This window comes from Chitinophaga sp. (assembly GCF_019236475.1).
Classification (GTDB): domain Bacteria; phylum Bacteroidota; class Bacteroidia; order Chitinophagales; family Chitinophagaceae; genus Chitinophaga.
On the sequence record NZ_JAFAIX010000012.1, the window covers coordinates 671,424 to 697,765 of the forward strand.

General features: G+C 43.5%; 25 protein-coding genes. 10 read left to right on the forward strand and 15 right to left on the reverse strand.

What is annotated here, in order from left to right; genetic code table 11:
* Window positions 1–38 precede the first annotated feature (38 nt).
* Window positions 39–665 carry a nicotinamide riboside transporter PnuC gene (pnuC, locus tag JO154_RS18935; protein WP_291948411.1) on the forward strand — a complete coding sequence of 209 codons (627 nt, stop codon included), beginning with the start codon at window positions 39–41 and terminating at the stop codon, window positions 663–665.
* Window positions 662–1,201: an ATP-binding protein gene (locus JO154_RS18940; RefSeq protein ID WP_291948413.1), complete on the forward strand. Its 540-nt coding sequence runs from the start codon at window positions 662–664 to the stop codon at window positions 1,199–1,201. The genes pnuC and JO154_RS18940 overlap by 4 nt, the downstream gene beginning before the upstream one ends.
* On the opposite strand, the gene mtgA is transcribed toward JO154_RS18940, so the two are convergent.
* Window positions 1,185–1,901: a monofunctional biosynthetic peptidoglycan transglycosylase gene (gene mtgA, locus JO154_RS18945; protein WP_291948415.1), complete on the reverse strand. Its 717-nt coding sequence runs from the start codon at window positions 1,899–1,901 to the stop codon at window positions 1,185–1,187. The genes JO154_RS18940 and mtgA overlap by 17 nt on opposite strands.
* 72 nt (window positions 1,902–1,973) lie before the next feature.
* On the opposite strand from mtgA, the gene JO154_RS18950 reads away from it, so the two are divergent.
* Window positions 1,974–2,591, forward strand: coding sequence for an L-threonylcarbamoyladenylate synthase (locus JO154_RS18950; RefSeq protein WP_291948418.1), 618 nt, complete (start codon window positions 1,974–1,976; stop codon window positions 2,589–2,591).
* 146 nt (window positions 2,592–2,737) lie between these two features.
* Here the strand turns inward: JO154_RS18950 and JO154_RS18955 are convergent, their stop codons facing one another.
* The 3 genes from JO154_RS18955 to polA form a co-directional block, all read right to left on the reverse strand.
* The gene (locus tag JO154_RS18955) at window positions 2,738–3,886 is read right to left on the reverse strand and encodes a C1 family peptidase (protein WP_291948420.1); all 1,149 of its coding nucleotides are present in this window, start codon (window positions 3,884–3,886) and stop codon (window positions 2,738–2,740) included.
* An 82-nt stretch (window positions 3,887–3,968) separates the two neighbouring features.
* Window positions 3,969–4,526 carry a GNAT family N-acetyltransferase gene (locus JO154_RS18960; RefSeq protein WP_291948422.1) on the reverse strand — a complete coding sequence of 186 codons (558 nt, stop codon included), beginning with the start codon at window positions 4,524–4,526 and terminating at the stop codon, window positions 3,969–3,971.
* A 127-nt stretch (window positions 4,527–4,653) separates the two neighbouring features.
* Window positions 4,654–7,482 carry a DNA polymerase I gene (gene polA / locus JO154_RS18965; protein ID WP_291948424.1) on the reverse strand — a complete coding sequence of 943 codons (2,829 nt, stop codon included), beginning with the start codon at window positions 7,480–7,482 and terminating at the stop codon, window positions 4,654–4,656.
* Window positions 7,483–7,595: 113 nt separating this feature from the next.
* On the opposite strand from polA, the gene JO154_RS18970 reads away from it, so the two are divergent.
* Window positions 7,596–7,925: an ArsC/Spx/MgsR family protein gene (locus JO154_RS18970; protein ID WP_291948426.1), complete on the forward strand. Its 330-nt coding sequence runs from the start codon at window positions 7,596–7,598 to the stop codon at window positions 7,923–7,925.
* A gap of 94 nt (window positions 7,926–8,019) precedes the next feature.
* Here the strand turns inward: JO154_RS18970 and JO154_RS18975 are convergent, their stop codons facing one another.
* Entirely contained in the window at window positions 8,020–9,117 is a 1,098-nt protein-coding gene (locus JO154_RS18975) for a glycosyltransferase (protein ID WP_291948428.1), read from the reverse strand.
* Window positions 9,118–9,443: 326 nt separating this feature from the next.
* Here JO154_RS18975 and JO154_RS18980 point away from each other — a divergent pair, with 326 nt between their 5' ends.
* The gene (locus JO154_RS18980; protein ID WP_291948430.1) at window positions 9,444–9,692 is read left to right on the forward strand and encodes a hypothetical protein; all 249 of its coding nucleotides are present in this window, start codon (window positions 9,444–9,446) and stop codon (window positions 9,690–9,692) included.
* Window positions 9,693–9,810: 118 nt separating this feature from the next.
* Window positions 9,811–10,950 carry a formimidoylglutamase gene (locus JO154_RS18985; protein ID WP_291948432.1) on the forward strand — a complete coding sequence of 380 codons (1,140 nt, stop codon included), beginning with the start codon at window positions 9,811–9,813 and terminating at the stop codon, window positions 10,948–10,950.
* A gap of 99 nt (window positions 10,951–11,049) precedes the next feature.
* On the opposite strand, the gene JO154_RS18990 is transcribed toward JO154_RS18985, so the two are convergent.
* The 6 genes from JO154_RS18990 to JO154_RS19015 all read right to left on the reverse strand — a co-directional run bounded on the left by JO154_RS18990 (window position 11,050) and on the right by JO154_RS19015 (window position 16,791).
* Entirely contained in the window at window positions 11,050–11,337 is a 288-nt protein-coding gene (locus JO154_RS18990) for a lysozyme inhibitor LprI family protein (protein WP_366935594.1), read from the reverse strand.
* Between the two features lie 187 nt (window positions 11,338–11,524).
* Complete coding sequence (locus JO154_RS18995) at window positions 11,525–11,920, reverse strand: lysozyme inhibitor LprI family protein (protein WP_291948434.1); 396 nt, start codon at window positions 11,918–11,920, stop codon at window positions 11,525–11,527.
* 11 nt (window positions 11,921–11,931) lie between these two features.
* Window positions 11,932–13,212 (reverse strand): pitrilysin family protein, encoded by a 1,281-nt coding sequence (locus tag JO154_RS19000; RefSeq protein WP_291948436.1) that lies wholly within the window; start codon window positions 13,210–13,212, stop codon window positions 11,932–11,934.
* Window positions 13,213–13,256: 44 nt separating this feature from the next.
* Complete coding sequence (locus tag JO154_RS19005) at window positions 13,257–14,495, reverse strand: pitrilysin family protein (RefSeq protein WP_291948438.1); 1,239 nt, start codon at window positions 14,493–14,495, stop codon at window positions 13,257–13,259.
* Between the two features lie 63 nt (window positions 14,496–14,558).
* The gene (locus JO154_RS19010) at window positions 14,559–15,482 is read right to left on the reverse strand and encodes a retropepsin-like aspartic protease (protein WP_291948440.1); all 924 of its coding nucleotides are present in this window, start codon (window positions 15,480–15,482) and stop codon (window positions 14,559–14,561) included.
* Between the two features lie 13 nt (window positions 15,483–15,495).
* The gene (locus JO154_RS19015) at window positions 15,496–16,791 is read right to left on the reverse strand and encodes an aspartyl protease family protein (protein ID WP_291948442.1); all 1,296 of its coding nucleotides are present in this window, start codon (window positions 16,789–16,791) and stop codon (window positions 15,496–15,498) included.
* A 130-nt stretch (window positions 16,792–16,921) separates the two neighbouring features.
* Between JO154_RS19015 and mqnC the strand changes: the two genes are divergently transcribed.
* The 3 genes from mqnC to JO154_RS19030 all read left to right on the forward strand — a co-directional run bounded on the left by mqnC (window position 16,922) and on the right by JO154_RS19030 (window position 19,505).
* Complete coding sequence (mqnC, locus tag JO154_RS19020) at window positions 16,922–18,046, forward strand: cyclic dehypoxanthinyl futalosine synthase (protein WP_291948444.1); 1,125 nt, start codon at window positions 16,922–16,924, stop codon at window positions 18,044–18,046.
* A 203-nt stretch (window positions 18,047–18,249) separates the two neighbouring features.
* Window positions 18,250–18,873 (forward strand): hypothetical protein, encoded by a 624-nt coding sequence (locus JO154_RS19025; RefSeq protein ID WP_291948446.1) that lies wholly within the window; start codon window positions 18,250–18,252, stop codon window positions 18,871–18,873.
* Between the two features lie 89 nt (window positions 18,874–18,962).
* Window positions 18,963–19,505 (forward strand): GNAT family protein, encoded by a 543-nt coding sequence (locus tag JO154_RS19030; RefSeq protein ID WP_291948448.1) that lies wholly within the window; start codon window positions 18,963–18,965, stop codon window positions 19,503–19,505.
* Here JO154_RS19030 and JO154_RS19035 read toward each other — a convergent pair.
* Together JO154_RS19035 and JO154_RS19040 are read right to left on the reverse strand one after the other, a co-directional pair.
* Window positions 19,502–20,956 carry an amino acid permease gene (locus JO154_RS19035; protein WP_291948449.1) on the reverse strand — a complete coding sequence of 485 codons (1,455 nt, stop codon included), beginning with the start codon at window positions 20,954–20,956 and terminating at the stop codon, window positions 19,502–19,504. The genes JO154_RS19030 and JO154_RS19035 overlap by 4 nt on opposite strands.
* A 135-nt stretch (window positions 20,957–21,091) precedes the next feature.
* Window positions 21,092–21,955 (reverse strand): TIM barrel protein, encoded by an 864-nt coding sequence (locus tag JO154_RS19040; RefSeq protein ID WP_291948451.1) that lies wholly within the window; start codon window positions 21,953–21,955, stop codon window positions 21,092–21,094.
* Between the two features lie 187 nt (window positions 21,956–22,142).
* Between JO154_RS19040 and JO154_RS19045 the strand changes: the two genes are divergently transcribed.
* The gene (locus JO154_RS19045) at window positions 22,143–22,430 is read left to right on the forward strand and encodes a hypothetical protein (protein ID WP_291948453.1); all 288 of its coding nucleotides are present in this window, start codon (window positions 22,143–22,145) and stop codon (window positions 22,428–22,430) included.
* 78 nt (window positions 22,431–22,508) lie between these two features.
* Here JO154_RS19045 and JO154_RS19050 read toward each other — a convergent pair whose 3' ends face one another.
* Window positions 22,509–25,352, reverse strand: a complete 2,844-nt coding sequence (locus JO154_RS19050) for an outer membrane beta-barrel protein (protein ID WP_291948455.1) — start codon at window positions 25,350–25,352, stop codon at window positions 22,509–22,511.
* A gap of 38 nt (window positions 25,353–25,390) precedes the next feature.
* Window positions 25,391–26,203: a GLPGLI family protein gene (locus tag JO154_RS19055; RefSeq protein WP_291948457.1), complete on the reverse strand. Its 813-nt coding sequence runs from the start codon at window positions 26,201–26,203 to the stop codon at window positions 25,391–25,393.
* Window positions 26,204–26,342 lie beyond the last annotated feature (139 nt).

Here is a 26,342-nt window from a genome sequence, read left to right on the forward strand (position 1 = left end):
TCGCTACGGCTTCCGGATTTTCGTTTTAATTTCACCCCATGAACGAAATATACCAGGGCCTACTGAATGGGTATCACGAAATGACGAGATGGGAGTTGGTGGCTGTAATTTTTGGCGTTATATCCGTCATCTTCCAGAAGAAAAATAATATCCTTGTTTACCCTACAGGGCTTGTCAGCACTGGTATTTACGTTTACCTTCTCTCCCACGAACATTTCAAATTATATGCAGAAGCCACCTTGAATGCTTATTATTTCATTATGAGCGTTTATGGTTGGATTTACTGGGCACGTCGTAGAGGGCAGTCGCATGAGCATGTGAAGATTACGCACACTACTTCCCGGGAAATCTGGACTGCTATTGGAATAGCGGTTGTAGGTTGGGGAATTTTCTTCTTCCTGTTGCATACTTTCTCCGATTCTCCTACTCCCGCATGGGATTCCTTTGTTTCTGCCACCGCTTGCGCGGGTATGTGGTTACTGGCTAAACGTAAGGTGGAAAACTGGATATTATTGAACATTTCCAACCTGGTGGCGATTCCATTGTTGTTTTATAAGCATCTGTATCTCACGTCATTACTGACGATCTTTTTATTTATCATTGCCATATTTGGATATTTTAGCTGGCGCGACGAGGTTCTGGCAAATGAAAGCGCTCCATCATGAAAAAAGTAGTTGTTATAGGTCCTGAGTCTACAGGAAAAAGTACGCTGAGTGAAATGCTGGCCCGGAGATTTCATACCACCTGGACACCGGAATATGCCCGCGAGTACATTGCCCAATTGGATAGGCCGTACGTACAAGAAGACCTGCTAAGCATAGCCGAAGGGCAATTGGCGCTGGAAAAACAGTATGCGGCTACCGCCAATAACTTATTGGTCTGCGATACCGATTTGTATGTGATTAAGGTGTGGAGTGAACATAAATATGGCGACTGCGACCATCAAATCCTTCAAATGATTGCAGCACAGGAATGTGACCTGTATCTCCTTACCAACATCGACTTGCCTTGGGAGGAAGATCCTCAACGGGAGTACCCCGAGCCTGAAATGCGCCAGTATTTCTATAATATTTACCGTGATATCGCCATGCAATCAGGCGTTCCATTTGTGGATATACACGGCAGTTATGAGCAGCGCGAAGCGCATGCAGTAGCGGCAGTGGAGCAGCTATTACAAGGCGCTCCTATTTCTGACTTGTAACCAGTTCCGCGATATCAGGGTCCGCAGCAATATTGCGCATCTGGATGAGGATTTTTCGTTGCCTGTATGCAGTAATGCGCGCAGGTGGATTCACGGTATATTTTACAGGATTTGGAAGCGCAGCGGTAATCATGGCCGCTTCCTCTCTGTTGAGTTGAGCGGCGCTTTTATTATAATAAGCCTGGGCGGCAGATTCAAATCCAAAGAGACCTTCTCCGGTTTCCGCCACATTCAGATATACTTCCAGGATGCGTTGTTTCCCCCATATTTTTTCAATCATGAAGGTAAAATAGACTTCCAACCCCTTCCTGACCCAGCTTCTACCCTGCCAAAGAAATACATTCTTGGCTACTTGCTGACTGATTGTACTGGCCCCACGAATTTTTTTGCTGGTAGCATTATGTTTCATGGCTTTTTCGATCGATTTATAATCGAAGCCATCATGATCTGTGAAAAGCTGGTCTTCACTGGCTATCACCGCCAACTTGGCGTGCTGAGAAATGTCGTTATAAGACACCCAGGTTTTATGAAGTTTTTTATCGGTTCCCCAGAGGCTGAACCAACTGGAGATCTGTGTGATGGTAATGGGCGGATTCACCCATTTCAGGATAATGATATATACGAAATGGGCAATAAATAAGACCAGTAGCACACGTTTCAATCTCCTCCACATTCTCGGAACAATTCCTTTAAGCTTCATCCAAGTAGGTTTAGAAAAATCGGCCGGAAAGTTAGTAAGATAAATTGACATGCATTTTCGTTAAATTTGAATATGCTTTTACATGTACATCCGGATAACCCAAATCCCCGCAATATCAAGACGATTATCGAATGTTTGAAAGATGGCGGTGTGATTATTTACCCTACAGATACTGTGTATGGGTTAGGGTGTGATATTACCCAGCAGAAAGCGATAGAGCGTGTAGCGCGCATTAAGCAGATAGATCCGAAGAAAGCCAATTTCTCCTTTATCTGTTATGATCTTAGCCATCTCTCCGATTATGCGAAAAGTGTGGATACGCCTATTTTCCGTATGTTGAAGAAGGCGCTTCCGGGGCCATATACTTTCATTTTTAACGCCAGTAAAATGGTACCCAAGTTGTTGAAAACAAAAAAAGACACGGTGGGTATAAGGGTTCCTGACAATAATATTTGTCGGACGATCGTAAACGAGTTGGGCAATCCTATCATGAGTACTACGCTGCCCATAGAATATAACGTAGAAGAGTATACTGATCCAGAAGTGATCTATGAAAAATTCGGTAAGCAAGTAGATATAGTGGTAGATGGCGGTCCCGGTGGTATTGGATTTTCCACGGTGGTGGATTGTACCGGCGATGTACCTGAACTGATACGTGAAGGTATTGGCAGCTTTGAAGCGATCTCCTAAAACATTGATACCAAGCAAAGTGGACGTTGTCAATTTCTTTTGGTTGACATCGTCAAAAAAATAAAAAAGACATAAAAAAATCCCGCCACGAAGGCGGGATCTTTTTTTATGGGAAATATCTTACTCTAACAAAGCCAGTACAGACCTTATTTAATTCCCAATTTCTTTGCAACGTCAGCAGGTAAAGCTTTTTTGTTTACCATGTAGCTAGTGGTTTTATACTGGAAGTAAGGCAGGGAAGCGTAGAAGTAACCCTGACCGAAGTTTTCAGTACCCCAAGAGTTTTTAACACGGAAGTATTTTTTACCGTTCTGGTCTTTCACCATACCTACGATGTGCATACCGTGGTCGTCCTGAGTTTCGTAGTTATCGAAAGCATGTTGGCGCACTTCAGCAGTGATAGTTTTCTCCTGAACAGGTTGCAGGAATGCATTTTTCTTTTCTTCGGCAGACATATCAGACCAATCTTTATCAGGAACGATCGCCAGACCTTCTTTAAAGTTGAAGCCTTTTTCGCTTACGTCAGCAGCCCATGCAATGGTATAACCGTTCATGATAGCGTTTTCAGCGATGTTGGTGAAATCGTTCATGTCTACGTTATATGCTTTTTCCCAGTTCCAGTTGTCTGGTACTTCCAGTACAAATGGTGCGTTGTATGGGTGGTGAGTGAAGGAAGTGATCAGTACATAATCATCAGCATTCAGTCCCAGTTCTTTAGCGAAAGACTGCGGCGTATAGGATTTACCGTTATAGTCGAATTTAGCAGGAGCATCGCCCATGTAAGCATTCAGGATGCCGTCAAAAGCTTTTTTCCATTCAGGATTGATGGTACCATTGGAGTTACCTACTTTGGTTACCAAGCCTTCCAGCAGACTTTCCATTTCTGCGTGGTTGTATGATTTCTGGCGGTTGCCATCGTATACGCTCTGAGGAACCAGACCATATTCACGGAGGCAGAGGATATCATCAGGGAATCCGCCACCTTCGCCGAAGTTGGCTTTAGCGTGCATTCTTACAAAGTTGTCCGCTTTTAAAGGGTACATTTTACGCACTACGAACATTTCGCTCAAGTTCAGGCCTTTTCCTTTGCCATTGCGGAGCAGTTCGGATTCCAGGAAAGACATGCCGGAGAAAGACCAGCAAGTACCGGTACGGCCTTGGTTCTGAACATCAAAGGCGTCCATGTTCTTAATAGTGGTGAATTGGTATTTGCTGCCCTCTATGTTGGTGGCGGTTTGCGCAAATGCCGCTGTACTGCAGAAAACAGCAGCACATATGAGCCATTTCTTCATCATATAATATTGACTGAATTTTTTATCAAAGGACCAAATATAAGGGAAACAGCCCTTTCAAAAAGCTAAAAGTTTGATGAGCGGGTTACTGCTCAGGTCTCTCTGCTGCGTGTAAAACGAGGTCTTTTTCGAATTGTTCACGGGTGATTTTCCATTCCCAGAGAGCCTCATCATCCTTGTTTTTCATGGCTCCAGCGAATGACATTCCAATTTTCTGTAATATTTTAACAGAGGCATTATATTCCTCTTCAGTATGGGCAATTACACTTTTTACATATGAATGACCAAAGGCAAAATTGATCAGGGCTTGGGCCATTTCGGTTCCCAGGCCTTGTTCCCTGTGTTCGGGACTGATTTCATAGGCAATTTCCACAATGCCATTGGCATCGGGTTTTCCTTTGAAACCACCTGCTCCTATCAGTTCTCTTTTTTCTTGGTGGATGACCATGTAGAAAAACCAGCCCAATAAGGTAGGGTCATTTCGTAGCTTATCATAGGTAACAAGAATTACTTCTGGGTATTCAATCCAGTTTTCTGAGATGCTAATACCCAGATGGTTTGCCAATACATCACTACCTTGAAGGAACAGTTCAAAGTGTTGTAGTGTGCACGGCAACAATTGCAGGTGCTTTGTCAAGATCATGTCGATAACGAGTCAAAAACTTTTGGGAATATTTATATTCAGGTTTTGGGATTCAATAAGTCGAGCAGGTAGCCGGATGTGCATCATCCGGCTGCCTGAACATATAATGGGCCACAGTATATCTTAGTTAGTGCGCTTCCAGCCAGTTATTACCAATACCCATTTCTGCTTCTACAGGAACGGCCAATGGCAAGGCATTACGCATGCAATCAAGAATTACAGGTTTTATTATTTCTATTTCGGAACGATGTGCGTCAAAGACAAGCTCGTCATGTACTTGCAGGATCATCCTGGATTTAAATCCATTTTCTTTAAAGGCTTTGTGAATGGATATCATGGCCAGCTTGATCATGTCTGCGGCAGTACCCTGGATCGGCATGTTGATCGCATTTCGTTCTGCAAAACCTCTTACTACTGCGTTGGATGAATTAATATCCTTCAGCCAGCGTTTTCGCCCCAAGATCGTTTCTACATAGCCTTTTTTCTGTGCAGATTTCACCTGGTCTTCCATGTATTGCTTAATGGCAGGATATTGAGAGAAGTAGTTGTCTATCAACGTCTTGGCTTCAGACCTGCTGATGCCCAGATTTTCTGACAATCCGAACGCACTTACTCCATAAATAATACCAAAGTTCACACTCTTCGCATTTCGGCGCATATCAGATGTCACTTCTGTCAGTGGCACATTATACACTTTTGCCGCAGTAGCCGCGTGAATGTCGGTACCAGAACGGAATGCTTCCATCATCTGTTCATCCTTACTGATCGCAGCGATGATACGCAGTTCTATCTGGGAGTAGTCGGCAGACAGTAACTGGAATTCCTCATTGCGTGGAATGAACGCCTTACGGATTTCACGACCTCTGTCTGTACGAATAGGTATATTCTGCAGATTTGGATTATTGGAAGACAAACGACCGGTCACCGCAACTGCCTGATTATAAGAAGTGTGGATACGGTTGGTGCGTTTATTCAGTAATAACGGTAACGAGTCTACGTAGGTGGATTTCAGTTTGCTCAATTCGCGGAAGATGAGGATATCTTCTACGATTTTATGTTTAGAAGACAGCTTTTGCAGCACCTCTTCCCCAGTAGCATATTGTCCTGTCCTCGTTTTTTTGGCTTTTGGATCCAGTTGCAGTTTTTCGAAGAGTATTTCGCCGAGTTGTTTGGGAGACGCCAGCTTAAATCGTTCGCCAGCTTGCTCATAAACACTTTCTTCGGCTCTTCTGATTTCTGTTTCCAGTTCGCGGGAATAATCAGCCAGTGCTTTGGTATCAATGGCAATACCTTCGTATTCCATATCTGTTAGCACTTTAGTCAGTGGGTTTTCCACATCGAAGAAAACTTTTTCCACTTGTTTGGTGGGCAACATAGGCGCGAAGACCTCTTTCAATTGCAAGGTCACATCTGCATCTTCCGCTGCGTAATCGGATACCTTTTCTACTTCCACATCGCGCATGCTGAGTTGATTTTTCCCTTTGCCGATCAATGTTTCAATAGAGACAGGTTCATAACCAAGGTATTGCGCAGCCAGGTAATCCATACTGCGTCTGCCTTCTGGCTCCACCAGGTAATGGGCTAGCATGGTATCAAACACGAGCCCTTTTATTTCAAAGCCATACCATTTGAGAATGATCATATCATATTTGAGGTTCTGACCTACAAAAAGGATAGATTCATTTTCAAACAAAGGCTTGAATTCATTCAGTATGCTGATCACCGCATCCCGATCTGCCGGCATCGGTATATAATAAGCCTCTCCTTTTTTCCAAGAGAAGCTCATACCAACGATATCCGCTTCATTAGGGTCTTTGCCGGTAGTTTCTGTATCGAAAGCTAATTCCTTTTGTTGGAGCAGGTCTTTGATGAGTGCTGCTCTTTTCTCAGGGGTATCGATCAGGTGGTATTGGTGCGGGGTATTATTGATATTTTTTTCTGGAGCGATGAAGCTACCGCCGATGCCTTCTTCTGAAGGAGCTGCAGTTGGCGCTTCTGCTGTAGCGGTTACATTACCGAAGAGGTCTGTCTGCACGGCAGAAGGTCTTGCTGGTGCTTCTTGGTTGGCGCCAGTAGAAGCGAAGTTATCGCCCAGAATACGCTTGCCCAATGTTTTAAACTCCAACTCCGTGAAGATATCCGTGAGTACATCGCGTTTATATTCTTTCAGGCAGAAGTCTTCTTCATGGAAAGCCACTGGCACGTCAGTGATGATGGTAGCCAATTGTTTGGATAACAAGGCGTTCTCTTTACCTGCTTTGATCTTCTCTCCCATTTTTCCACCGATGGCATCTGCATTTTCCAACACATTTTCCAGTGTTTCATATTGTGCCAGCAGCTTCATAGCGGTTTTCTCCCCTACGCCTGCGATACCAGGAATATTATCCACCGCATCACCCATTAAGCCAAGGATATCAATTACTTGGGACACACTTTTGATCTGCCATTTGTCGCAAACCTCTTTAGGGCCCATGATTTCTTCCTTGCTACCCATGTATGGCGGCTTATAGATAAAGATATTATCCCGAACCAGTTGACCGTAGTCTTTATCTGGCGTTACCATATACACGGTGTAACCAGCATCCGCAGCCTGCCAGGCGAGGGTACCGATCACATCATCTGCCTCATAACCATCTACTTCCAGCAAAGGAATGTTAAATCCTTCCAGGATGCGGCGGATATCAGGAAGTGCATCCAGGAGATCTTCCGGTGCATCTTCACGATTGGCTTTATAGTCGGTGAATGTGGTATGTCTTTCCGTGGGGGCATGCGTATCGAAAGCAACGGCCAGGTGAGTTGGTTTTTCTTTATTGATGAGATCCAGTAATGTTGTAGTGAATCCGAACTGCGCATTGGTATTACGCCCGGTGCTGGTCATGCGCGGATTTCTAATCAGGGCGTAATAAGCCCTGTAGATCAATGCCATAGCATCCAGTAAAAATAGTTTCTTTTGCATCGCTAAACCTACGAGTATTAATTTGAATGTACAAAATTAAGGGATGCCTGTCAGTATTCCTTTGAGAGAATATCTGAGGGGAAAAATTACATTTGTTACTTGAAATTACAGATATGAAAAAGATATATCATCTTTCCACCTGCGGAACCTGCAAGAAGATCTTGGAAGAAACACAGGCATCAGCACGAGGCTTTGTATTACAAGATATAAAAAAGGAAAAAATTACAGCAGATCAGTTAAAAGAAATGAAAGATTTGGCGGGTAGTTATGAGGCATTATTTAGCAGACGTTCCCAGAAGTACCGTCCAATGGGGCTTCACGAAAAGCAGTTGACAGAAAAAGAATATCATGATCTCATTCTGGAAGAATATTCCTTCTTGAAACGTCCCGTAGCTATTGTAGATGGGAAAATCTACATCGGTGCTGATGTGAAAAATATTTAGCCAAAGGACTCCGTGTCTGCGGTAGCAAAACTCTCCTATTTGTCGTCCCTGCCCGCCGGGCAGGGACGACAAATAGATCAAAAAACAGAAACTGTTATTGGAGAGATTTGATAAAATCTTGCACCACCGCTTTATATCGTGTCATATCTTGTTCGTGTTGGAAAGACTTGAAAGGAAAGGCAGCAGCCTCTTTCAGCGCATGTTCCAGGCTAAATTCTTCCTGAGATAAAGAGTAAAAGAAACCTTTCTCCATGAGGAATTCGCCCAGATAAACTTGCTCCGATTGTCCTGGAGTAGGAACCAAAATCGCCTTTTTATTCAGCTTCACTAGATCCATCAAGGTAGTATAGCCAGAACGGCTCAATACCATATCAGACGCCAGCATCGCATCATTTAAATCAGTGGCATTCAAATGATTCACTTGGGTTACGCCTGGCGCTATTTCTTCTGACTGCGGAGTGCCAGGTTTTCCACTGACAATCAATGCAGTAATAGATAAATTTTTGATTTGGGAGATGACCATTTGCTCCAGGTTGGAGCGTTGTGGTTCAGGCCCAGAGATCAGCACCAGCAGATCATATTTTTTCTTTACGTCTTCCTTGGGCTCAAATCGGCTAAGGCAACCGAGGTAAGTAGTATGTGGCGGTAATATAGCCGGATGCGCGAGCTCTCCGGAAAGATTATTATCGCCAGTAAAATCTGGTATCCAGCAGGCGCTGTATTTCTTGATGAAATTGTAGTTGATTTTCATCAATGTACGTTCAATCCAACCCCCGAATGGCGTCTTAATCAGCAATTGATGCGTGATGAAAACAGTAGGGATAGATTTATGGTACAGCCCGAATCGGTTATCGGAAATAACTGCATCAATGCCATGCTCTTTCACCATCTTTTTCAACCATTTCTGTTCATTCTTAACAGCCCAATAAATTTTAGGAATCTGTTGAATAATTTTCAAGCCGAAAAACTTCCCTTTTTGCGCATATTGAATACGATATCCAGGCAGCGGAAAGATAGTGATATCAGGGAATTCCTGTTGTAAAAGAGCAGCATGTTTGCCTTCAGCAGCAATAAAAACTTTACATCCTGCGTTTAGCATTTCATGGATCAGAGGAATATCCCTGGTGGCATGTCCAAGGCCCCAATCCAACGGCACGACAAGAATTTTTCTGGGAGACAGGATTGTGGACAAATAATTAAATTTTTTTTGCGAATTTAGCTTAAATTACAAATGGACATTGTTAAGAAAAGGTAAACTCTGAGGCAGGAATTATTTAAAGCATAAGTATATAATCATCAGTATGAATAAGATAAAATGGGTGGTAATTGTTCTTCTTTGTGGAAGTCTGGCTATGGAAGGATGCAAGGTATTTAAGAAAAACGATTGCGGATGTCCCACCATGAACAAAAAAAGAATGCATTAATACCCACGTTCCTACGGCACAAAAGCATTAGCCTTATCTTTATCCCATGAATACCTGACCAAACAATATTTTCGGGGAATTACAATCATTTTTCATGAAACCTGTAGATAGAGATTTATTGATCCTGCTACATGAAGATAAGTACACAGAGCAGCAAATTCAATCTGCCGTTAGACAGATCAGTGAGATGTTGACGTTAATTGAGACTATGGATTATCTGTGTGCTGTAGTAGAAGTAGCCAACTGTAACAGAAGTAAAGTTTATAACAAACGTTCCGTGCTGGAGAAAGCAATCTCCCGCAAGGCGCATAAACCATTCGAATTCATTATTCATAAGAACTAATAGCAGTTGAGTCCCCACTCTTCTGTGTGTATATGTTGTGCCCATATTTTAGCGTTTTGCTTTGATTCTTAATTAAAATTCTTGTTGTACGTTTGCCATCATTAAATCCTATTAACTGATGGCTGATTTTTCGCACTTGCAGGATTTTCTGCACCCTGTTTCCAAAGCTTTGCTGAATGATGATCTGGAGTATGATGCATTCCAGGTTGGTGGCATTATTGACGCATATGAAGCCAATCATATTCCCGATATTGATGCCGCAGATATCATCCTGCTGGGAGTAGGCGAAGAAAGAGGCAGCGATTCCAATAGAACAGGCACCAACGGCCCTGATATGATTCGCCGGGAATTATACCGTCTTTACAACTGGCATCGGGATATTAAATTGGCAGATGTGGGAAACCTTCGCTCCGGCGCATTCCTCGCTGATGCATATGCTGCCATGAAAACCGTTTTGGCAGAAGTATTACAGTCCAATAAAACCGTTATCATCCTCGGTGGATCTCATGATCTCACTTATGCACAATACAAAGCATATGCTTCTCAACAACTCATCATTGAAGCCACTGTGGCGGATGCGTTGATTGACCTGAAAGAAGATTCCAATATTCGCAGTGAACGTTTCCTCATGGATATGCTCACAGAACAACCTAATTACCTCCGTCATTATAATCACCTGGGCTTCCAAAGCTATTTCGTACATCCAAGAATGTTAGAAACGCTGGATAAACTGCGGTTCGATTGCTACCGTTTAGGAAGAATACGGGAGAATATGGAAGAAGCAGAACCAGTGTTACGTCATTCCGATATGTTTAGCCTGGATATCAATATCATCCGCCATACAGACGCTCCTGCCAACCACCTCTCTCCTAACGGTTTCAGCGGAGAAGAAGGTTGCCTGCTGGCGCGATATGCGGGCATGAGTAGTCGCTTAAGCAGCTTCGGTATTTATGGTTATCGTCCTGAGAAAGATAAGGAAAACCTGACTGCACGCCAGATTTCACAAATGATCTGGTATTTTATGGATGGTAGGGCCATCAAAAACAAAGAAGCATTATTGGAACATCGTGATTCCTTCTGGGAATTTCATATAGCCTTTTCCGATATAGATACCGTGTTCCTGAAAAGCAAAAAAACAGGACGCTGGTGGATGCAATTACCAGACAGTGAGTTTGTACCATGTGCATACAACGACTATCTGTTGGCCAGCAACAATGAAATACCAGAGCGCTGGTTGCGCCACCAGGAAAGGTTTTAGCAGGAATCCGAATGAATATTATTGAAAGGGACCGCCGCATAACGCGGCGGTACTAATTGCAGGTGTAGGTGTTATATGCTTCAGCCGTTTAGAGCCGTACTAAATCTCGTATTCGCGATACAACTCCGACAACCGCTCTTTCAGGAAAGCAGCTTTGTTATCAGTAGAAATCATATCGTCGTCTAGGCCTTGCATGGTGCTTTTGTGTAGCTTCTCCACGCGTTCGTCTATCTTTTTGAAATACGCATCTTTTTTCTCTTCCCAACTAACTTGTTCAGACTGGAACTTGCCGATGGCAGTAGCATCCAGGTGAGCGTTTAATTGCTGTACCGTTGCGGAAAGGGTGCTATCGAGCGCCCGGTAATACATGGAGGCACAGTTATACATGTTGTTGCTTTTGGCAAGGCATTGCTGGTACCTGGCTTCGATAATATCGAGCGGGTTTGCCTGCTGCTGGGCGTACGATGTAGCACACCCGAAAATGGCGAGTATAGGGTCAGGTTTCGCATAGGATATCTATCTATGCGACAAAAATATGATTATATGCCGAAAAATACTAATTCGAAACAAAGACTTAATGTCGGGCTCCCACGGAACCGCTGCAGGTTTCTCCTGGAGGCAGGCCGTTGATCCATACCCGAAGTGCTTCTATACGTTGGGTGGTCAGTTCGGTGAGGTAATTGGCTTTACACACGGGAAACATGCTGCCATAGTTTTTGGCTGGCTCTGGATACATGGCTTTTACCTGGGCATCCCGGAATTGTATCCACAGTCTTTGTGCATCGCGGAGATTGGTAGTGAAGGTCTTATTCGCTGAATAGTCTTTCATGATATTTTGGTAGATATCATTCAACTGTTTATCAGCCGTTTTATAAGCTTCGTTGGCTTGTTTATTCATCTCTGCCTGTGTCTGTGCAATACCTTTGCTGGTGGCAGCGAACAGCAACAGGCAGATGATGATGTATTTCATTATTAACCAGATTAGATCACTACCAGTTCATAAAAATCTGCAGGCGACATATACTGTTTCGCCAGATGTTGCAGTTCTTCGGCAGTGATGGTTTTAATGACGTTGATGTTGTTATAGAAGTAATTTTCGTCCAGATCATTGAGGATCAAGTTTTTCCAGCGTTGGATAATCTGGAATGCGCCATCCAGATCGCCGAGAATGGAACCGATCATGTAGTTACGTACAAGGTCCAGTTCTTCTTGTGGAATCACTACGTTTTGCAGTTGTTCCAGTTCCTTGTACACCTCTGCGATGGTAGCTTCGCATACGTCGCGTCCGGCTTCGGTTTGGATGTTAATGGCACTTACCTGGCGGAAGTTATACAGTTGGGAATAGATACCGTAAGTATAACCTTTTTCCTCCCTGATATTACTCATCAGCCTGGAACCGAAATAGCCGCCGAAAATGGTATTCAGCACCAGCATCTTCGGAAAATCAGGATGGTAGCGGTTAGGGAAAGGTCTTGCTATACGAACAGCTCCCTGTACACCATTCTCATCATTAAAAATTCTGAATTTCTTTTCTTCTGCTGGCTGAATAGGCAGGTCCAGTCGTAGAATTTTGGATTCGCCATTCCATTTAGAGCTACCGAAATATTTATTCAGCAGTTCGATCATATTTTCCGGAAGATGACCAGCAACAAAGATTTTACAGTTGTTGTAGGTGTAGTGTTTCTTGTAGAAACCTTCCAGGACTTCTCTTTGCAAGGCATCATATCCCATCATGGAGCTCACACGGCCGTAAGGATGGAACTCACCAAACAGGTACTGATCGATGAAGCGATTGGCCACAAAATCGCATTTCTGGAGGTTTACAGCCAGTTTTTGCTTCTGATTTTGCTTGTAGATGTTAAGCTCCTCTTCAGGGAATACAGGGTCTAAAATGACCTCCTGCATCACAGGAAGCAGTACATCCGTATGCTTGGTGAGGCAATGCAGCGTGTAAGTAGCGTTTTCATGGTAAGTATTACGGTTCAGATAGGCGCCATAATACTCAATGCTTTCGTTTATCTCGAGGGCTGTATGCTTGCTGGTACCGGTTTTCATTAGGAAATTGGTCGCCTGCGCTTCCATACTCTGACTTTCATACCAGGTACCAGCAGGGAACACCATTTCCAACTGAAGCGTATCCTGTTCGTCGGATTTAACCACGTAAACAGGAATACCGTTATCGAGGGTGAATTTTTCGTAAGGCTTAAGACTTATATCAAACTCCACAGCATCTTTAATCGCAGGAGGAATACTTCTGTTCATCGTCTAATGTTTTGGCCGATGGGTAGCAGCATGGCTACACATCATCAGTTTTCAGCGTAATAATAAATTGTGTTGGAGTTCTTTTCGTCAAACAGCACCTGGGCTTCGCGATGAATTTCTTCAGTCGTAACGTTTTCGTAGTTACTGAATTCTTTATTCATCAGTTCTGCATCGCCGAGGAGTTCGTAGAAGGCCAGGTTATTGGCGCGATTGAGCAGGCTCATATCTTCAAATGCCAACAAGCTTTCGACACGATTTTTAACTTTTTGGAGTTCTCTTTCCGGAATGATCTCCTGTTTCAGCTTCTCCAGTTCTACTTGGATGGCTTTTTCAGCATCTTTCATTTTCACTCCTTTCACCAGTTTGCCTTCAATAGTCAGCAATCCGGCATCTAGGCTGCCAAAGTGATAACATTCGATATTGGAGAAGAGTTTTTTCTCTTTTACCAGTACCTGGTGCAGACGGGAAGCGCCACCACCGCCGAGAATATCAGAGATAAGATCTGCGGCATAATAGCGTTTGTCTGAACGCGCCTGCATATGGTAGCATTTATACAATGCATCCAGCGGTACATTGGCTTTTATTTCCAGCACATGTGGTGCAGATTGTTCGGGTTCCTGCGGTAAGTTACGATTGTATTTTTCACCTGAAGGAATATCCCCAAACCATTTCTCTGCCAGCGCTTTCACCTGTTCTGTGGTTACATTACCACCAACAGACAAGATCGCATTGATAGGACGATAATATTTAAAGAAGAATGCTTTTACATCTTCCAGTTTGGCGTCTTCAATGTGAGAGAGTTCCTTGCCGATAGTCATCCAGCGGTAAGGGTGCGCTTGATAAGCCAGGGCGCGCATTTTATGCCATACATCGCCGTAAGGTTTGTTGATGTAGTGCTCTTTGAACTCTTCACAAACCACTTTCCGTTGTACATCCAAACTCTTCTCTGTGAAGGCCAGCGACAACATACGGTCGCTTTCCAGCCAGAAGGCCGTTTCGATGTTTTCTGCGGGTAGTGTGATATAGTAGTTCGTAAGATCGCTGGTGGTGTAGGCGTTGTTTTCACCGCCCGCCATTTGCAGCGGCTCATCATATTCAGGAATATTGACAGAGCCACCAAACATCAAATGTTCGAAGAGGTGTGCAAAGCCTGTCTGTTCCGGATTTTCATCTCTCGCTCCTACATCGTAAAGTACATTCAGGACCGCCATCGGAGTGGTATGATCCTCATGTACTATTACACGGAGCCCGTTCGCTAAGGTGAATTTATTGTAATGAATCATATGCCTGTTTGATAGTTGAGGGTAAAAGTAAAGATAATCCCTTATATGGAACTATGGGTCAATCTATTCTAGAAAGAGCTCTTTTTTGTTGTAGTTGATGGTTACAGTGAAATGTTTCCATACCTCGTAGCCAATAGCGCCAGCAATTTCCACAAATACGCCTACGTCGTCCACGTCCTTGGAATAGCTAATAGGCACGCTGTTCACAGTTCTGCCGGCCATTTGCAATTGTGGTATACTACTGTTGATGTAATATAGCACTTTTGCCATATCCTGCACTTTATCTGTGTTGATGGTGGGCAAGATGGTATTTAGTTTATACTTTTCCACAAAAGGCCAGTTAAACAGTAGCCCATAATCACCGCCAGTGGTAACGTGGTAATTCCCCATCAGGGCAGTACCATTCGGCAATTTAATGGATGCTTCTACAACCGGTGTGGTGTAATTGAGCTGAAAATGTATCAACTGCCCGGCTGTATTCACTTTTGTTTTGCCATTCGGAAATAACATCAACTGCTGATTTTTGTAATCAATCCTGATGATATATGTCCTCATCAACGCCACCCCGATAACGCCATCAATACTGGTTTTTTCATTGCCCAGATCTCGTAAGTCTTCCAGGTAGGCATTGACATAAGGCATTCGTATGTCCTTGATATACAGTGCGTTTATTGTCACGACAGGCACCTGTATCATGCCGTTGTTAACACCGCTCATGAACGCCTGTCGATTGCTTGGCATTTTGAGTCTTTCGGCAGTGCGTGTATTCATTACCGTTACCTCTGCTCCACTGTCGAAAATAAAATGTAACGTATCACTGCTACCGGATAAGGTAACAGGGAAAACGATATGGTTATTGACCAAGGTGAACGGGATTACGCTCACTGGCTTGGTGTTATCTGGTTCCGCTGATGTGTTCTTGCGCTGTGCGCTTGCATTTGTACAGGCAGCGGCAATCACAATGAGTATCCAATAGATTCGCCACATGCCACAAATAACGTTAAAGAATACTTTTTATTGGTAATTTTTTAATGGAAAGATCCTTATCCCTGCGAATAAGTATCACTGCCCTGGTACCAATACTTTTCAACATCTCACGGAAAACCTGGAGATTTGGCCCCATGTTGTTATTGATTGCAAGAATAATATCCCCCTTTTTGAAGCCTGCTTTTTCAGCAGGAGATCCTTTGATGACATCCGTTACTTCTACTTGACCATCAATGAGATAGATAATCAATCCGGTATAGGAATAATCGAATATATCCCTGAAATGGGTATTAGGTAAAAGGTAAATTTCTTTTTTCGGATAATTGAGAACGAGGTTGAACCTACGCAGGAGATCATTCCCAATCATACCTCCCAGGTATGGATAGGAAGTAACGCCGTAAGTGTCGTCAAATAGGTAAGTGGGCACATTACGGAAAATATAGTTGCCTACTTTAAACTCCTGAATAGTGGTCAGGTTCATCTGCATACGACCTCCCAAGCCCTGGGCTTCTGTTTGGATGATTTTCCTCCGACGCTTTTTATCAGCCATTATGGCGCTGTCGTTTACAAATTGATTGGAAAGCAACAAGCACATACCTGCACCTGTATCGAAAAAGAATCGGTTACTGGTGTTGGTTTTGCCATTACGCACCGGTGCAGCAATAATTGGGATGGTAGTCAAAGAAGGGCGCAGCGTCATGCCACCTCTTGGATAGAGATATTTGCCAGGAGAATAGATGCCTATCTCCTCCAGATCATAATCTACGGTAACGATATAACGACTTAGTAACCCATACCCGATGATACCGTCTACTTGTAGTCCATAAACCTGGCTAATTAATTCATAATCATTAATATGGAAGTCAAGACTATCCACCACTAATCCAGGAAGGATCAGGGTTTGATCCATCGCAAAGGATACTAATTTGGTGCCTGCCAGTCCTTTGACGGTTCTGTCGGATGGGACGAGATGAAGTCCGAGTCTGACTGCTGTAGCAGTGTCTAGGGAGATGCCGGCACTCCCGGTGTCAAGGATAAACTGTAGGGTATCTGGGTGTCCTTTAAGTACAGCCTGAATCACCACAACGCCTCCATAATATTGCTTGAATTTGAATTTCGTCAGCAGAATGGAATTGGGAATGCTGTCTTGATCTAGTCTTTCAGTGGCATAAGGGATTTCAGCGCGGGATGTACTTGCGTTGGCTTGCTGGTAACAACATGATGCTGCCAGGAGCAGCACGATGCATAACAGAAATGGTTTTACCATGTTGGGGAAGATGTGGGTATCGTATTTATCTAAATTTAACATTTAAAACCTTTCGTATAAAATATTTTTGTTCTAACGGCCAATTATATGGTTGAAAGATTCCTGCGCATTATATATAACCAATTACACTACCTTTGTTTCGGTTTAGCCGTCAACTTTTAAGGAAAGTACAATGGAACTACAGGAGTTATATAAGAAGGCGCAGCAATTTGAATTTCTGACTGCAGAAGAAGGAGTATTTTTATTTGAAAATGCACCATTGGCAGAACTGATGCAGATTGCCAATGAATTGCGCAAGCAGCAGGTACCACATGGTAAAGTTACCTGGCAGATAGACAGGAACGTGAACACTACCAACGTGTGCACGGCCAACTGCAAGTTTTGTAATTTCTACCGTATCCCGGGACATGCAGAAGCATATATCACTGATATTGAAGAGTATAAACGCAAAATTGATGAAACCCTGAAATATGGTGGCGATCAGTTATTGCTGCAAGGAGGTCATCACCCTGAATTGGGCTTGTCTTTCTATGTCGATCTTTTCAAGCAGTTGAAGCAACTGTATCCTGAATTACGTTTACACACACTCGGGCCCCCTGAAGTGGCACATATCACCAAACTGGAAAAGAGTACCCACATTGAAGTGCTGAGAGCACTGAAAGAAGCTGGTATGGATAGTTTGCCAGGTGCAGGTGCTGAAATATTGAATGATCGTGTACGTCGACTGATTTCCAAAGGCAAATGTGGTGCACAGGAATGGTTGGATGTAATGCGTGCAGCACATAAGCTGAACATTGCTTCTTCTGCCACTATGATGTTTGGTCACGTAGAAACTGTACTGGAGCGCTTTGAGCACTTGGTGGATATTCGTCAGGTACAAAGTGAAAAACCAGAAGGACATTACGGTTTCACTGCGTTCATTCCTTGGACATTCCAGGATGTAGATACGCTGCTGGCCCGTATCCGTGGTGTGCATAACATGACTACCGCAGAAGAATATATCCGTATGATTGCTATGAGTCGTATCATGCTGCCTAATATCAAAAATATTCAGGCTTCCTGGTTGACAGTAGGTAAACAAGTAGCGCAACTGTGTTTGCATGCAGGTGCAAATGACTTCGGATCTATCATGATTGAAGAAAACGTAGTTAGTGCAGCAGGAGCTCCTCATCGCTTTACTTACCGCTCTATGCAGGAAGCGATCCGTGAAGCAGGTTTCGAACCGCAATTACGCACACAACTATACGAATTCAGAGATATCCCAGCAAGCATAGAGGAGCAGGTTATCAACTACTAACAAAACAAGTTGTTTTTAATATTTCTAGGAGGCATTTTCGCAACGAAAATGTCTCCTTTTTTATTGTATTAATATTATTCTAATGTGTTCAGTAGCAATACGTTAACAAACCTAAAAAGAATGTTAAAACAAGGTGTTGCATGTTACATATTGCCTCTTGGTACGTCTAACAATAAACGTATTCAAAAACCAAAGGAGGGTATATGAAAAAGCTGGGATTTTTAATAGCTGCGCTGGCGATACTTACTGCAACGGCATGTACCAGTACAAAGGTGACTTCTTCATGGAGGGCTAATGGTGCACATCAGTTGCAAAAAGATCAGAAAATATTGGTGTTTGCCATGGTTCCTCAAAAGGATATGGCGCTCCGTAGCCAGATGGAAAATTATACGGTTTCTGAACTGAGACGGAAAGGATATAATGCTTCGTCAGCCCTGCAGGAATTTGGTCCACAGGAGTTTGGCAAAATGGGAGAAAAACAGGTAGTCGGCAAACTGCGTAGCAGTGGTGCAAACCAGGTGTTGACTATTGTAATGCTGGATAAAGCAAGGCAAAGACAATATGTGCCTAGTGCGGCATATTACCCATATGGCCCTTATGGTTTCTGGCCATATTACTCCTGGTGGTATGGCAGTCAGCCTGGATATTATTCAGTAAATACGAAGTACCAATGGGAAGGTAACCTGTACGATCTGCAGAGCGGACAGTTACTGTATTCCGTTCAGTCCAAATCATTTGATCCTCCTACCACCACAAGGATGGCTGTGCTTTATGCACAACAGGTAGTGAAGGATATGACCAGACAGCAGTTACTGGCCAATAACTAAATTAGTTCAGGTGCAAAGGTAAAGGCGGGACCCATTATGGGTTCCCGCTTTTTTTATTAGTTTAGCCTCTTTTATTCCTTTTCCCGGCTATGATAGAGATTCCAGTTAGTGATAAATTAATTCTCAAACAACTGCAACCAGCAGATGCACCGCATGTATACCAGCAACTGGATATCTCCCGCAAGCAATTGCGCCGGTTTCTTCCTTGGGTGGATTACAATACAAATGAAGAACATAGTCTCCGCTTCATAGAAATGATGATGCGTAAAACAGAAGAGCAAGAAGCCCTTGCATTAGGCATCTGGTATGAAAACAAATTCTGCGGGGTGATAGACTTACATAATTGGGATCACCTGGTACAGAAAGCAGAGATTGGCTATTGGGTTGGTGCAGCATTCCAAGGCAAAGGCATCGCAACCGCTGCTTCGAAAGCATTGATCAGTTATGCGTTCCAGCGTCTCCATATACATAAAATTGAAATACGCTTCGTTCTTCAAAATGAACAGAGTGGGCGTATTCCCATTAAATTAGGCTTCTGTAGAGAAGGCGTTTTGCGCGACAGCGCCAAACTACATGGCCAGTTTGTGGACATGGTAGTGATGGGCATACTGAAAGAAGATTGGCACTTCTAGCCTTTTTCCGCTGCTCTCACTCTGCTGTTTTTCTTGCCATAACTATAGTAGATCACCATTCCTATAGCCATCCAGATGATTAAACGCAGCCAGGTGTCTAATGGCAACGACACCATCATGGCCATGCAGGAAATAATACCCAGAATAGGCACTAATGGCACTAGTGGCGTGCGGAAAGCACGAGGCGCATCCGGCATGGTATAACGCATGATCCATACGCCTGCGCATACCATCACAAACGCCAATAAGGTTCCAATACTGGTCATCTCTCCTACTACCTTTAATGGCACAAAGGCTGCAAAGACGCTTATGAAGATGCAAAACAGGATATTGGACTTCCAAGGTGTACGAAAACGTGGATGTATTTCAGAGAAAATCTTTGGTAGCAAGCCATCTTTCGACATGGCATAAAAGACGCGACTTTGTCCCAGTAAATCCACCAGGATAACGGAAGTATAACCTACTATAATTGCAAGCAGAATAGCCTGTCCTAGCCAGGTATAAGGCGTATGTGCAATAGCAATAGCCACTGGTGCGCCACTGTCTTTAAACTCTTTATATGGGGCCAGTCCAGTCATCACATGCGCAAACAGGATAAACAGCACTGTACAAATAGCCAGCGATCCCAAGATGCCAATGGGCATATTTCTGCGCGGATTTTTAGTTTCTTGGGCGGCTGTGCTGATAATATCAAATCCAAGGAATACGAAGAATACAATGCCCGCTCCACGGAAGATCCCAGAAACGCCAAAATCACCGAATTTGCCGGTATTTGCGGGGATATAAGGCACTAAGTTGGCGGGTTGAATATATTTCCAGCCCAGCGCAATGAAAACTAATACTACTCCTACTTTAAGCGATACCACAATCGCATTCCAGATCGCGGAACCTTTGGTACCACGAATCAAAATCAATGACATCAGCACTACCACCAATGCAGCCGGCAGGTTGAGAATGCCGCTCATAGTTTCGCCGGTATGAGAGGTGAAAGTCTCAAAAGGAGAATGTAGCCATCGTTCTGGCAGGTAGATATTGTAATTAGAGAGGAATTTCACCAAGTAGTTGGACCAACTAATGGAAACAGTGGCAGCACCTACAGAAAATTCCAGCACCAGATCCCACCCTATTATCCAGGCAAACAGTTCGCCCATCGTAGTATAGGCGTAAGTATAAGCACTACCAGCCACCGGTATCATGGAGGCAAATTCCGCATAACATAGTCCGGCAAATGCACAGCCAATGGCAGCTACTACGAAAGACAGTGTTACCGCCGGACCGGCATGATTAGCAGAAGCAATCCCTGTCAGCGAGAAAAGACCGGCGCCAATAATAACGCCCAATCCCAGCATGGTCAACTGGAAAGCGTTCAGGGTACGTTTCAGTGTCCTGGAGCTTTCATCCGCTGATTCCGCGAGTAGCCATGATAATGGTTTCTTGTAGTATTGTTTCATTACTCTACTATTTTTGTGGACTAAATGCCGGCAAAGGTAAGCGGGGGAAGATAACAATCAAAATAAAACATCCGTTTGAAGGGAAGGTTCAAACGGATGTCATTGATATTTAGCAATATAGAAGTTGTAGGAAGACTAGATATCGCAGAGATGAACGGCTTTATCCAGGGAGGCTAATTTATCCGGTTGGCTAGGGATAAACTCTTGAGCCACATACCCTTTGAAGCCAGTATCATAGATAGCGCGCATGATAGCAGGGTAAAAGAGTTCTTGGCTGTCGTCAATTTCATGTCTGCCGGGAACGCCGCCTGTATGATAATGCGCGATGTACTGGTGGTTATCACGGATGGTACGAATTACATCCCCTTCCATGATCTGCATATGGTAGATATCGTAGAGTAGTTTGAAGTTTTCTGAGCCCAGTGTTTTGCAGAGTTCCACGCCCCATGTGGTGTGATCGCATTGGTAATCGTGGTGGTCTACTTTACTGTTCAGCAGCTCCATCACGAGGGTTACTTTTTTCTTTTCTGCATATCCAAGGAGGCGACGCAAGCCTTTGGCGCAGTTTTCAATACCTTGTTGCGCATCCAGGCCGTTGCGGTTACCAGAGAAGCAGATGAGGTTTTTGAAGCCTGCTTTGGCAGTGGCGTCTATATAGTCTTTGAAGTAGGCTTCCAGTTTATCGTGGTAATCCGGGTTGTTGAAACCACGGGTGATACCCCACTCCTTCCCATTACTGGCCACCATGGCGCAAGTAAGGTCATTCTTCTTCAGGATGTCAAAGTCTTGTGGATTCACCAAGTCAATGGAGGTGATACCGATTTTCTTTGCGGCTTTGCAGAGATCATCCAGTGGGATGGGATAGCACCAGGCGCAAACGGAGTGGTTGATTTTTCCTTTCAGTTTGTCTTCCATAACGTTTTCGTGTGCCGATACTCTGTTTGCCAATCCTGATAAAGCAGTAGAGGCTACCGCCATGGTAGCGACTTTCTTTATCATATCGCGGCGTGAGTTTTTCTGAGGCATATTAAGTGTTTATAATACCATTAAATGTAGGGCAAATAAATTGTAATTGCAAACCAGTAGGGACCTGTGGTAATGGAACAATACTTATTCTTAACTTTGTTGTAACAATTGCCTGATTTGGTAAGTTATTTGTTTAAGTAAAGAAAAGCGGAGGTGGAATATGGATAAAAGATATACTCCCAATTTGTGGCTCTGTGTATTTCTGGATCTGGTGGGATGCGCCAGTTATGCCATCCCTGTATTAGGCGAAGTAAGTGACGTTGTTTGGGCCCCTATCGCAGCATTTATTTTCTATCGAATGTTTGGTGGTACTTTAGGCTCCTTCGGTAGCGTATTTACTTTTATAGAAGAGTTGTTCCCCGGAACAGATATTATACCCTCGTTTACATTAGCGTGGGTAATTAGGCGGGTATTTGCCCCCCAGCCAAAAGGCGCCGTTTCCAGGTAATCACATCCTCATTGAAACATAAAGGCAGCAAGGATTTTGTCCTTGCTGCCTTTATTATTGTAGCAATAATGAAGTCTATTAGAATCCACCTGGCCTGAACCCGCCACCACCACCGCCGCCTCTGTACATGCGCATGCCGCGATCCATTCCTTGTCTGTCGCCGCGATTATTGGAGCTAGGGAAGCGGTTCAAGAAATAAGTAAAGCTGACCATGAAGTATTGTTGCAGTACATTGGACCTCGTGTCTTTGATATAGTTATCAGTAACGGTTCTGGCAACGGAAGCGTATTGTCTTAACAGATCAAAGCCATACAATTTAATCAGTCCTTGTTTCTTGGGGAATACGTATTTAGCGATGTTGGCATTCCACAAGGTGGAAGCGATATTATTACCCGCAGAGAGCCCACTGCTGGCGATGTAATTCACGTCTGACCCAATCATAAATCCTTTAGGCAGCGTTACATTGACATCTGCATTCAAGGAGTAATTTAAATAATTGGCATTGGAAGATGTAGTCAGTGTATAACGGACAATGTTATACGAAATACTTCCGCCTGCAGAGAGATCCAGCCAATCCTTCAACATATAGTTTAGATTGGCATTTTCTGCCAGATTAATTGTATTGCTGAAGTTTTTCTGCATATTATTCAGCGAGACATCCCGGTTATATGCAATGCTGGTTCCAAAATTCATGTTCTGGCCTGGCGTTTTGGATAATGGAATGGAATTGTGCATCATACCACTGATGCTGTAATATCCATTCACGTTTACTGGCATACTAATCGTTTTACCGGTAGTGGAATCATAGATGTTTGCATTGATAATTTTATTGCTACCGAAGTTGGAATTCAACATCAGGAACATACTACGGAAAGTCTGGTAGTTAGAGGTGTTATAGCGTACATTGATGCTATTGTTATAGGACGGCTTCAGGTTGGGATTACCCAGTTGTACGAACAATGCATTGCTGTTGTCCGGAACTGGTTGCAATTGTTGTACCGTAGGCTGTGTGGTCATACCGGTATAACTAAATTTCAACCTTCTGGTTTTAGAAAACATATAGTTGAAAGTCGCATTAGGCGCGAAGTTCATGGTATGTTGTGTAATGGTGCTGTCTTTTCCTGTTCTGAAAGAATAAATATTATTATCCAGGTTATTGAACATGAAATTGACCCCTACAGCATAATCGTACTTCAGTTTCACCGTACGAATAGCGAGTCCTGTTTGCTGATTGATTGTGTGGTTATCAAAAATATTACTCAATGAATCGTTCCGGTGATTATATTCCGACTTGGCCGGATCGAAGTCATATGTAAAGCGTTTTGCATTGCTGGTAAACTTTGTAAAACCATAATTAAACACTAGGTACCTGTCTTTGAAAATAGGTTCTGTATAGGTAAGCGCAGCGCCGAAGTTTCGGCTGTCGCTATTGTTTGTATTCATCTGGTTATAGGATGAATCCTTCCTGATAGCATTATTAAAGAAGGTGGTGGTAGAAATGACGGTACCGGTCTGATTAGAGGTGTTATCGTTATAAGTCAGGTTCAGACTGATGGTACGACCTTTCTTTTTGAAGCGCCTATTGTACAACAGGCCTCCGCCGAAAGAAGAAGTATTGCCTTGCCCGTCGTTGTAGGTAGCACCTTTGTTGATGGTATCCTTGTTGTTGCTGCCAAGCGTGGAATAAATATTGTAAGAATTCGTGTTGGCATTGGTGACGGACAAAGAAGGCGTGAAAGTAATAGCATTGAAAGAGTCTATAGTATATTCCATGCGCACATTGAACCGGTTATTAGCATTTTCAGTGTTCGATGCTGCATTGGTATATTGGAAGTTAGAGTAGTTTGGTTGAATGTTTTGTTGAGTTGTATTCTGTAATACACTGACAGTGTTGTCATTAAAGAAGTAACTGCCATTCAACATCAGTTTACTCGAATAATTTTGACTGAAGTTGGCTCCTGCGTTCCAGCTTTTGGTAATACCTGGAGCAACAGAGGTACTGGCGCCGCTACCCATCCGCATTATACTTGGTCCTCCTCCACGACTGAAGCTCATTTGGTTTTGCGCCGTAAATCCGAGGTTATTCACATTATTACCACCGCCGATAATAGACATTTGTTGATTATCACGGAAGCGGTTGATATTAAAGTTCACGCCGTAACGATCGTCTGTTCCATAGCCCGCCATAGCGCGGCCAAACACGCCTTTCTTTTTATCTTTTTTGATAACGATGTTGATGGCTTTCTCTGTTTGTCCGTCGTCGATTTGAGTAAATTCAGCCTGATCGGATTTCTTATCGATCACCTGAACTTTGTCGATGATAGCAGATGGAAGGTTTTTGGTAGCCAGTTTAGGGTCAGTGCCGAAGAATGGTTTACCATCTACCAATACTTTGGTAACGGTTTGGCCTTGTGCAGTGATGCCGCCATCTTTGTCGACCACTACGCCAGGTAATTTTTTCAGGAGGTCTTCAACAACGGAATTAGGTCTTGTTTTAAAGGCGTCGGCATTGAATTCCAGGGTGTCTTTTTTCACCACCACAGGTGGTTTTTCTTCGAGGATTTCTACGCCTTTGAGATCCACTCCTTTGTGTTCCATGGCGAGATTGCCGAGGCTGATCTGCTTATTTTCTGCAGATATCGTAATTGGTTTATAGACCGATTTATACCCCATAAAGCTGAGGAATAATCGGTAGGAACCATCTGCGATACCGTTGATTTCGAAGTTTCCTTTATTATCAGAAACAGCGGTACTGGCTACAGAAGAATCTCTTGCGTGTAGTAATACAACAGTTGCAGCGGGTAATGCTTCTTTGGTTGTATGGTCGGTTAGTTGGCCTTTGATCTTTCCTAGTGACGACTGAGCCTGGGCGTTAACAACGCCCAAACCCAGTGTCAGTAAGATTATTAGAATTCTCTTCATAATAGGAATTAGCGGAAAAATGTAAGATACTTCTGTTTCTAGTTCTGTTGTTGCCGCTTACGTAATTTTTCCATTTCTACTCTTCTCAGGTCCCGGAGTTGCTCCTGTGTTACTTTCTGAGCATCTGCGGGGAGAGTGAGGTCAGTGTCTGTTACAGGTTTCAGTGTTACTTTTTGTGCCGTAAACGAGCGATTACTGCCTTCTGCAGCGAGGATTACCGCGTTACTGTCGGGCAGTAATCCGTTAATAGGTGAATAAGCAAAAGGTAGTTCAGTGGTGTACCAGATGGTGTAAGTATCCTCTTTCAGCTTTACAGTTGCTTTTTTACAGGTGTATCCTGCAATTTTTTTGGTTTTATCTCCAGTCTGGACGTTGGAGGCGATTATGAAGTCCTCCTCAGTAAAATACGTTTTTCGGTCGTCTCCGGATGTTGAAAACACATTTTGATATTTCTTATGTTGCAAATCCACCAATTGATTGCCCATCCCGCCTCTGAAACCGCCGCCTTGGCCGGGGCCTCCAGGGCGTCGTTGGCCGGTGGAGTCGCCGCGTTGGCCATTCCTTCTACCGCCAAAACCGCCCCCGAAGTTGCCGTTTCCGCCAAAATCAGGACGATCTGTAGTCAATTTGCCCATGCCATTATTAAAAGTGAAATGTTGCTGTAGGGTAATTACATCTGGAATATCAGCGCTATTGTCATTATTTCCATTGCCGCCTTGGAATCGGGCCATCCTTTCACGATCAACACGCTGGGTCACCTCATAATCGATTATACCCGATTGCTGCGCAAACAGGGCGGATGAAAATGGCAGGAATGCTGCTGCCAGTACCAGTCGGGATAGTAGATTCATAAATGGTTGTTTTTATATGCAAAAATCTTCATTCGAACCATTATTGAGCGTTAAATACCATTATTTACTGTTAATTATTGTTAAGGTTTTGGTCGCTTTCCCGGCGGATTGGATAGTTTTGTCAAAGTTCAAAATCTAC

Coding starts and splice junctions, on each gene's coding strand:
- pnuC (WP_291948411.1), top strand. CDS start 39: ATGAACGAAATATACCAGGGCCTACTGAATGGGTATCACGAAATGACG.
- JO154_RS18940 (WP_291948413.1), top strand. CDS start 662: ATGAAAAAAGTAGTTGTTATAGGTCCTGAGTCTACAGGAAAAAGTACG.
- mtgA (WP_291948415.1), bottom strand. CDS start 1,901: ATGAAGCTTAAAGGAATTGTTCCGAGAATGTGGAGGAGATTGAAACGT.
- JO154_RS18950 (WP_291948418.1), top strand. CDS start 1,974: ATGCTTTTACATGTACATCCGGATAACCCAAATCCCCGCAATATCAAG.
- JO154_RS18955 (WP_291948420.1), bottom strand. CDS start 3,886: ATGATGAAGAAATGGCTCATATGTGCTGCTGTTTTCTGCAGTACAGCG.
- JO154_RS18960 (WP_291948422.1), bottom strand. CDS start 4,526: ATGATCTTGACAAAGCACCTGCAATTGTTGCCGTGCACACTACAACAC.
- polA (WP_291948424.1), bottom strand. CDS start 7,482: ATGCAAAAGAAACTATTTTTACTGGATGCTATGGCATTGATCTACAGG.
- JO154_RS18970 (WP_291948426.1), top strand. CDS start 7,596: ATGAAAAAGATATATCATCTTTCCACCTGCGGAACCTGCAAGAAGATC.
- JO154_RS18980 (WP_291948430.1), top strand. CDS start 9,444: ATGAAACCTGTAGATAGAGATTTATTGATCCTGCTACATGAAGATAAG.
- JO154_RS18985 (WP_291948432.1), top strand. CDS start 9,811: ATGGCTGATTTTTCGCACTTGCAGGATTTTCTGCACCCTGTTTCCAAA.
- JO154_RS18990 (WP_366935594.1), bottom strand. CDS start 11,337: ATGTATAACTGTGCCTCCATGTATTACCGGGCGCTCGATAGCACCCTT.
- JO154_RS18995 (WP_291948434.1), bottom strand. CDS start 11,920: ATGAAATACATCATCATCTGCCTGTTGCTGTTCGCTGCCACCAGCAAA.
- JO154_RS19000 (WP_291948436.1), bottom strand. CDS start 13,212: ATGAACAGAAGTATTCCTCCTGCGATTAAAGATGCTGTGGAGTTTGAT.
- JO154_RS19005 (WP_291948438.1), bottom strand. CDS start 14,495: ATGATTCATTACAATAAATTCACCTTAGCGAACGGGCTCCGTGTAATA.
- JO154_RS19010 (WP_291948440.1), bottom strand. CDS start 15,482: ATGTGGCGAATCTATTGGATACTCATTGTGATTGCCGCTGCCTGTACA.
- JO154_RS19015 (WP_291948442.1), bottom strand. CDS start 16,791: ATGTTAAATTTAGATAAATACGATACCCACATCTTCCCCAACATGGTA.
- mqnC (WP_291948444.1), top strand. CDS start 16,922: ATGGAACTACAGGAGTTATATAAGAAGGCGCAGCAATTTGAATTTCTG.
- JO154_RS19025 (WP_291948446.1), top strand. CDS start 18,250: ATGAAAAAGCTGGGATTTTTAATAGCTGCGCTGGCGATACTTACTGCA.
- JO154_RS19030 (WP_291948448.1), top strand. CDS start 18,963: ATGATAGAGATTCCAGTTAGTGATAAATTAATTCTCAAACAACTGCAA.
- JO154_RS19035 (WP_291948449.1), bottom strand. CDS start 20,956: ATGAAACAATACTACAAGAAACCATTATCATGGCTACTCGCGGAATCA.
- JO154_RS19040 (WP_291948451.1), bottom strand. CDS start 21,955: ATGATAAAGAAAGTCGCTACCATGGCGGTAGCCTCTACTGCTTTATCA.
- JO154_RS19045 (WP_291948453.1), top strand. CDS start 22,143: ATGGATAAAAGATATACTCCCAATTTGTGGCTCTGTGTATTTCTGGAT.
- JO154_RS19050 (WP_291948455.1), bottom strand. CDS start 25,352: ATGAAGAGAATTCTAATAATCTTACTGACACTGGGTTTGGGCGTTGTT.
- JO154_RS19055 (WP_291948457.1), bottom strand. CDS start 26,203: ATGAATCTACTATCCCGACTGGTACTGGCAGCAGCATTCCTGCCATTT.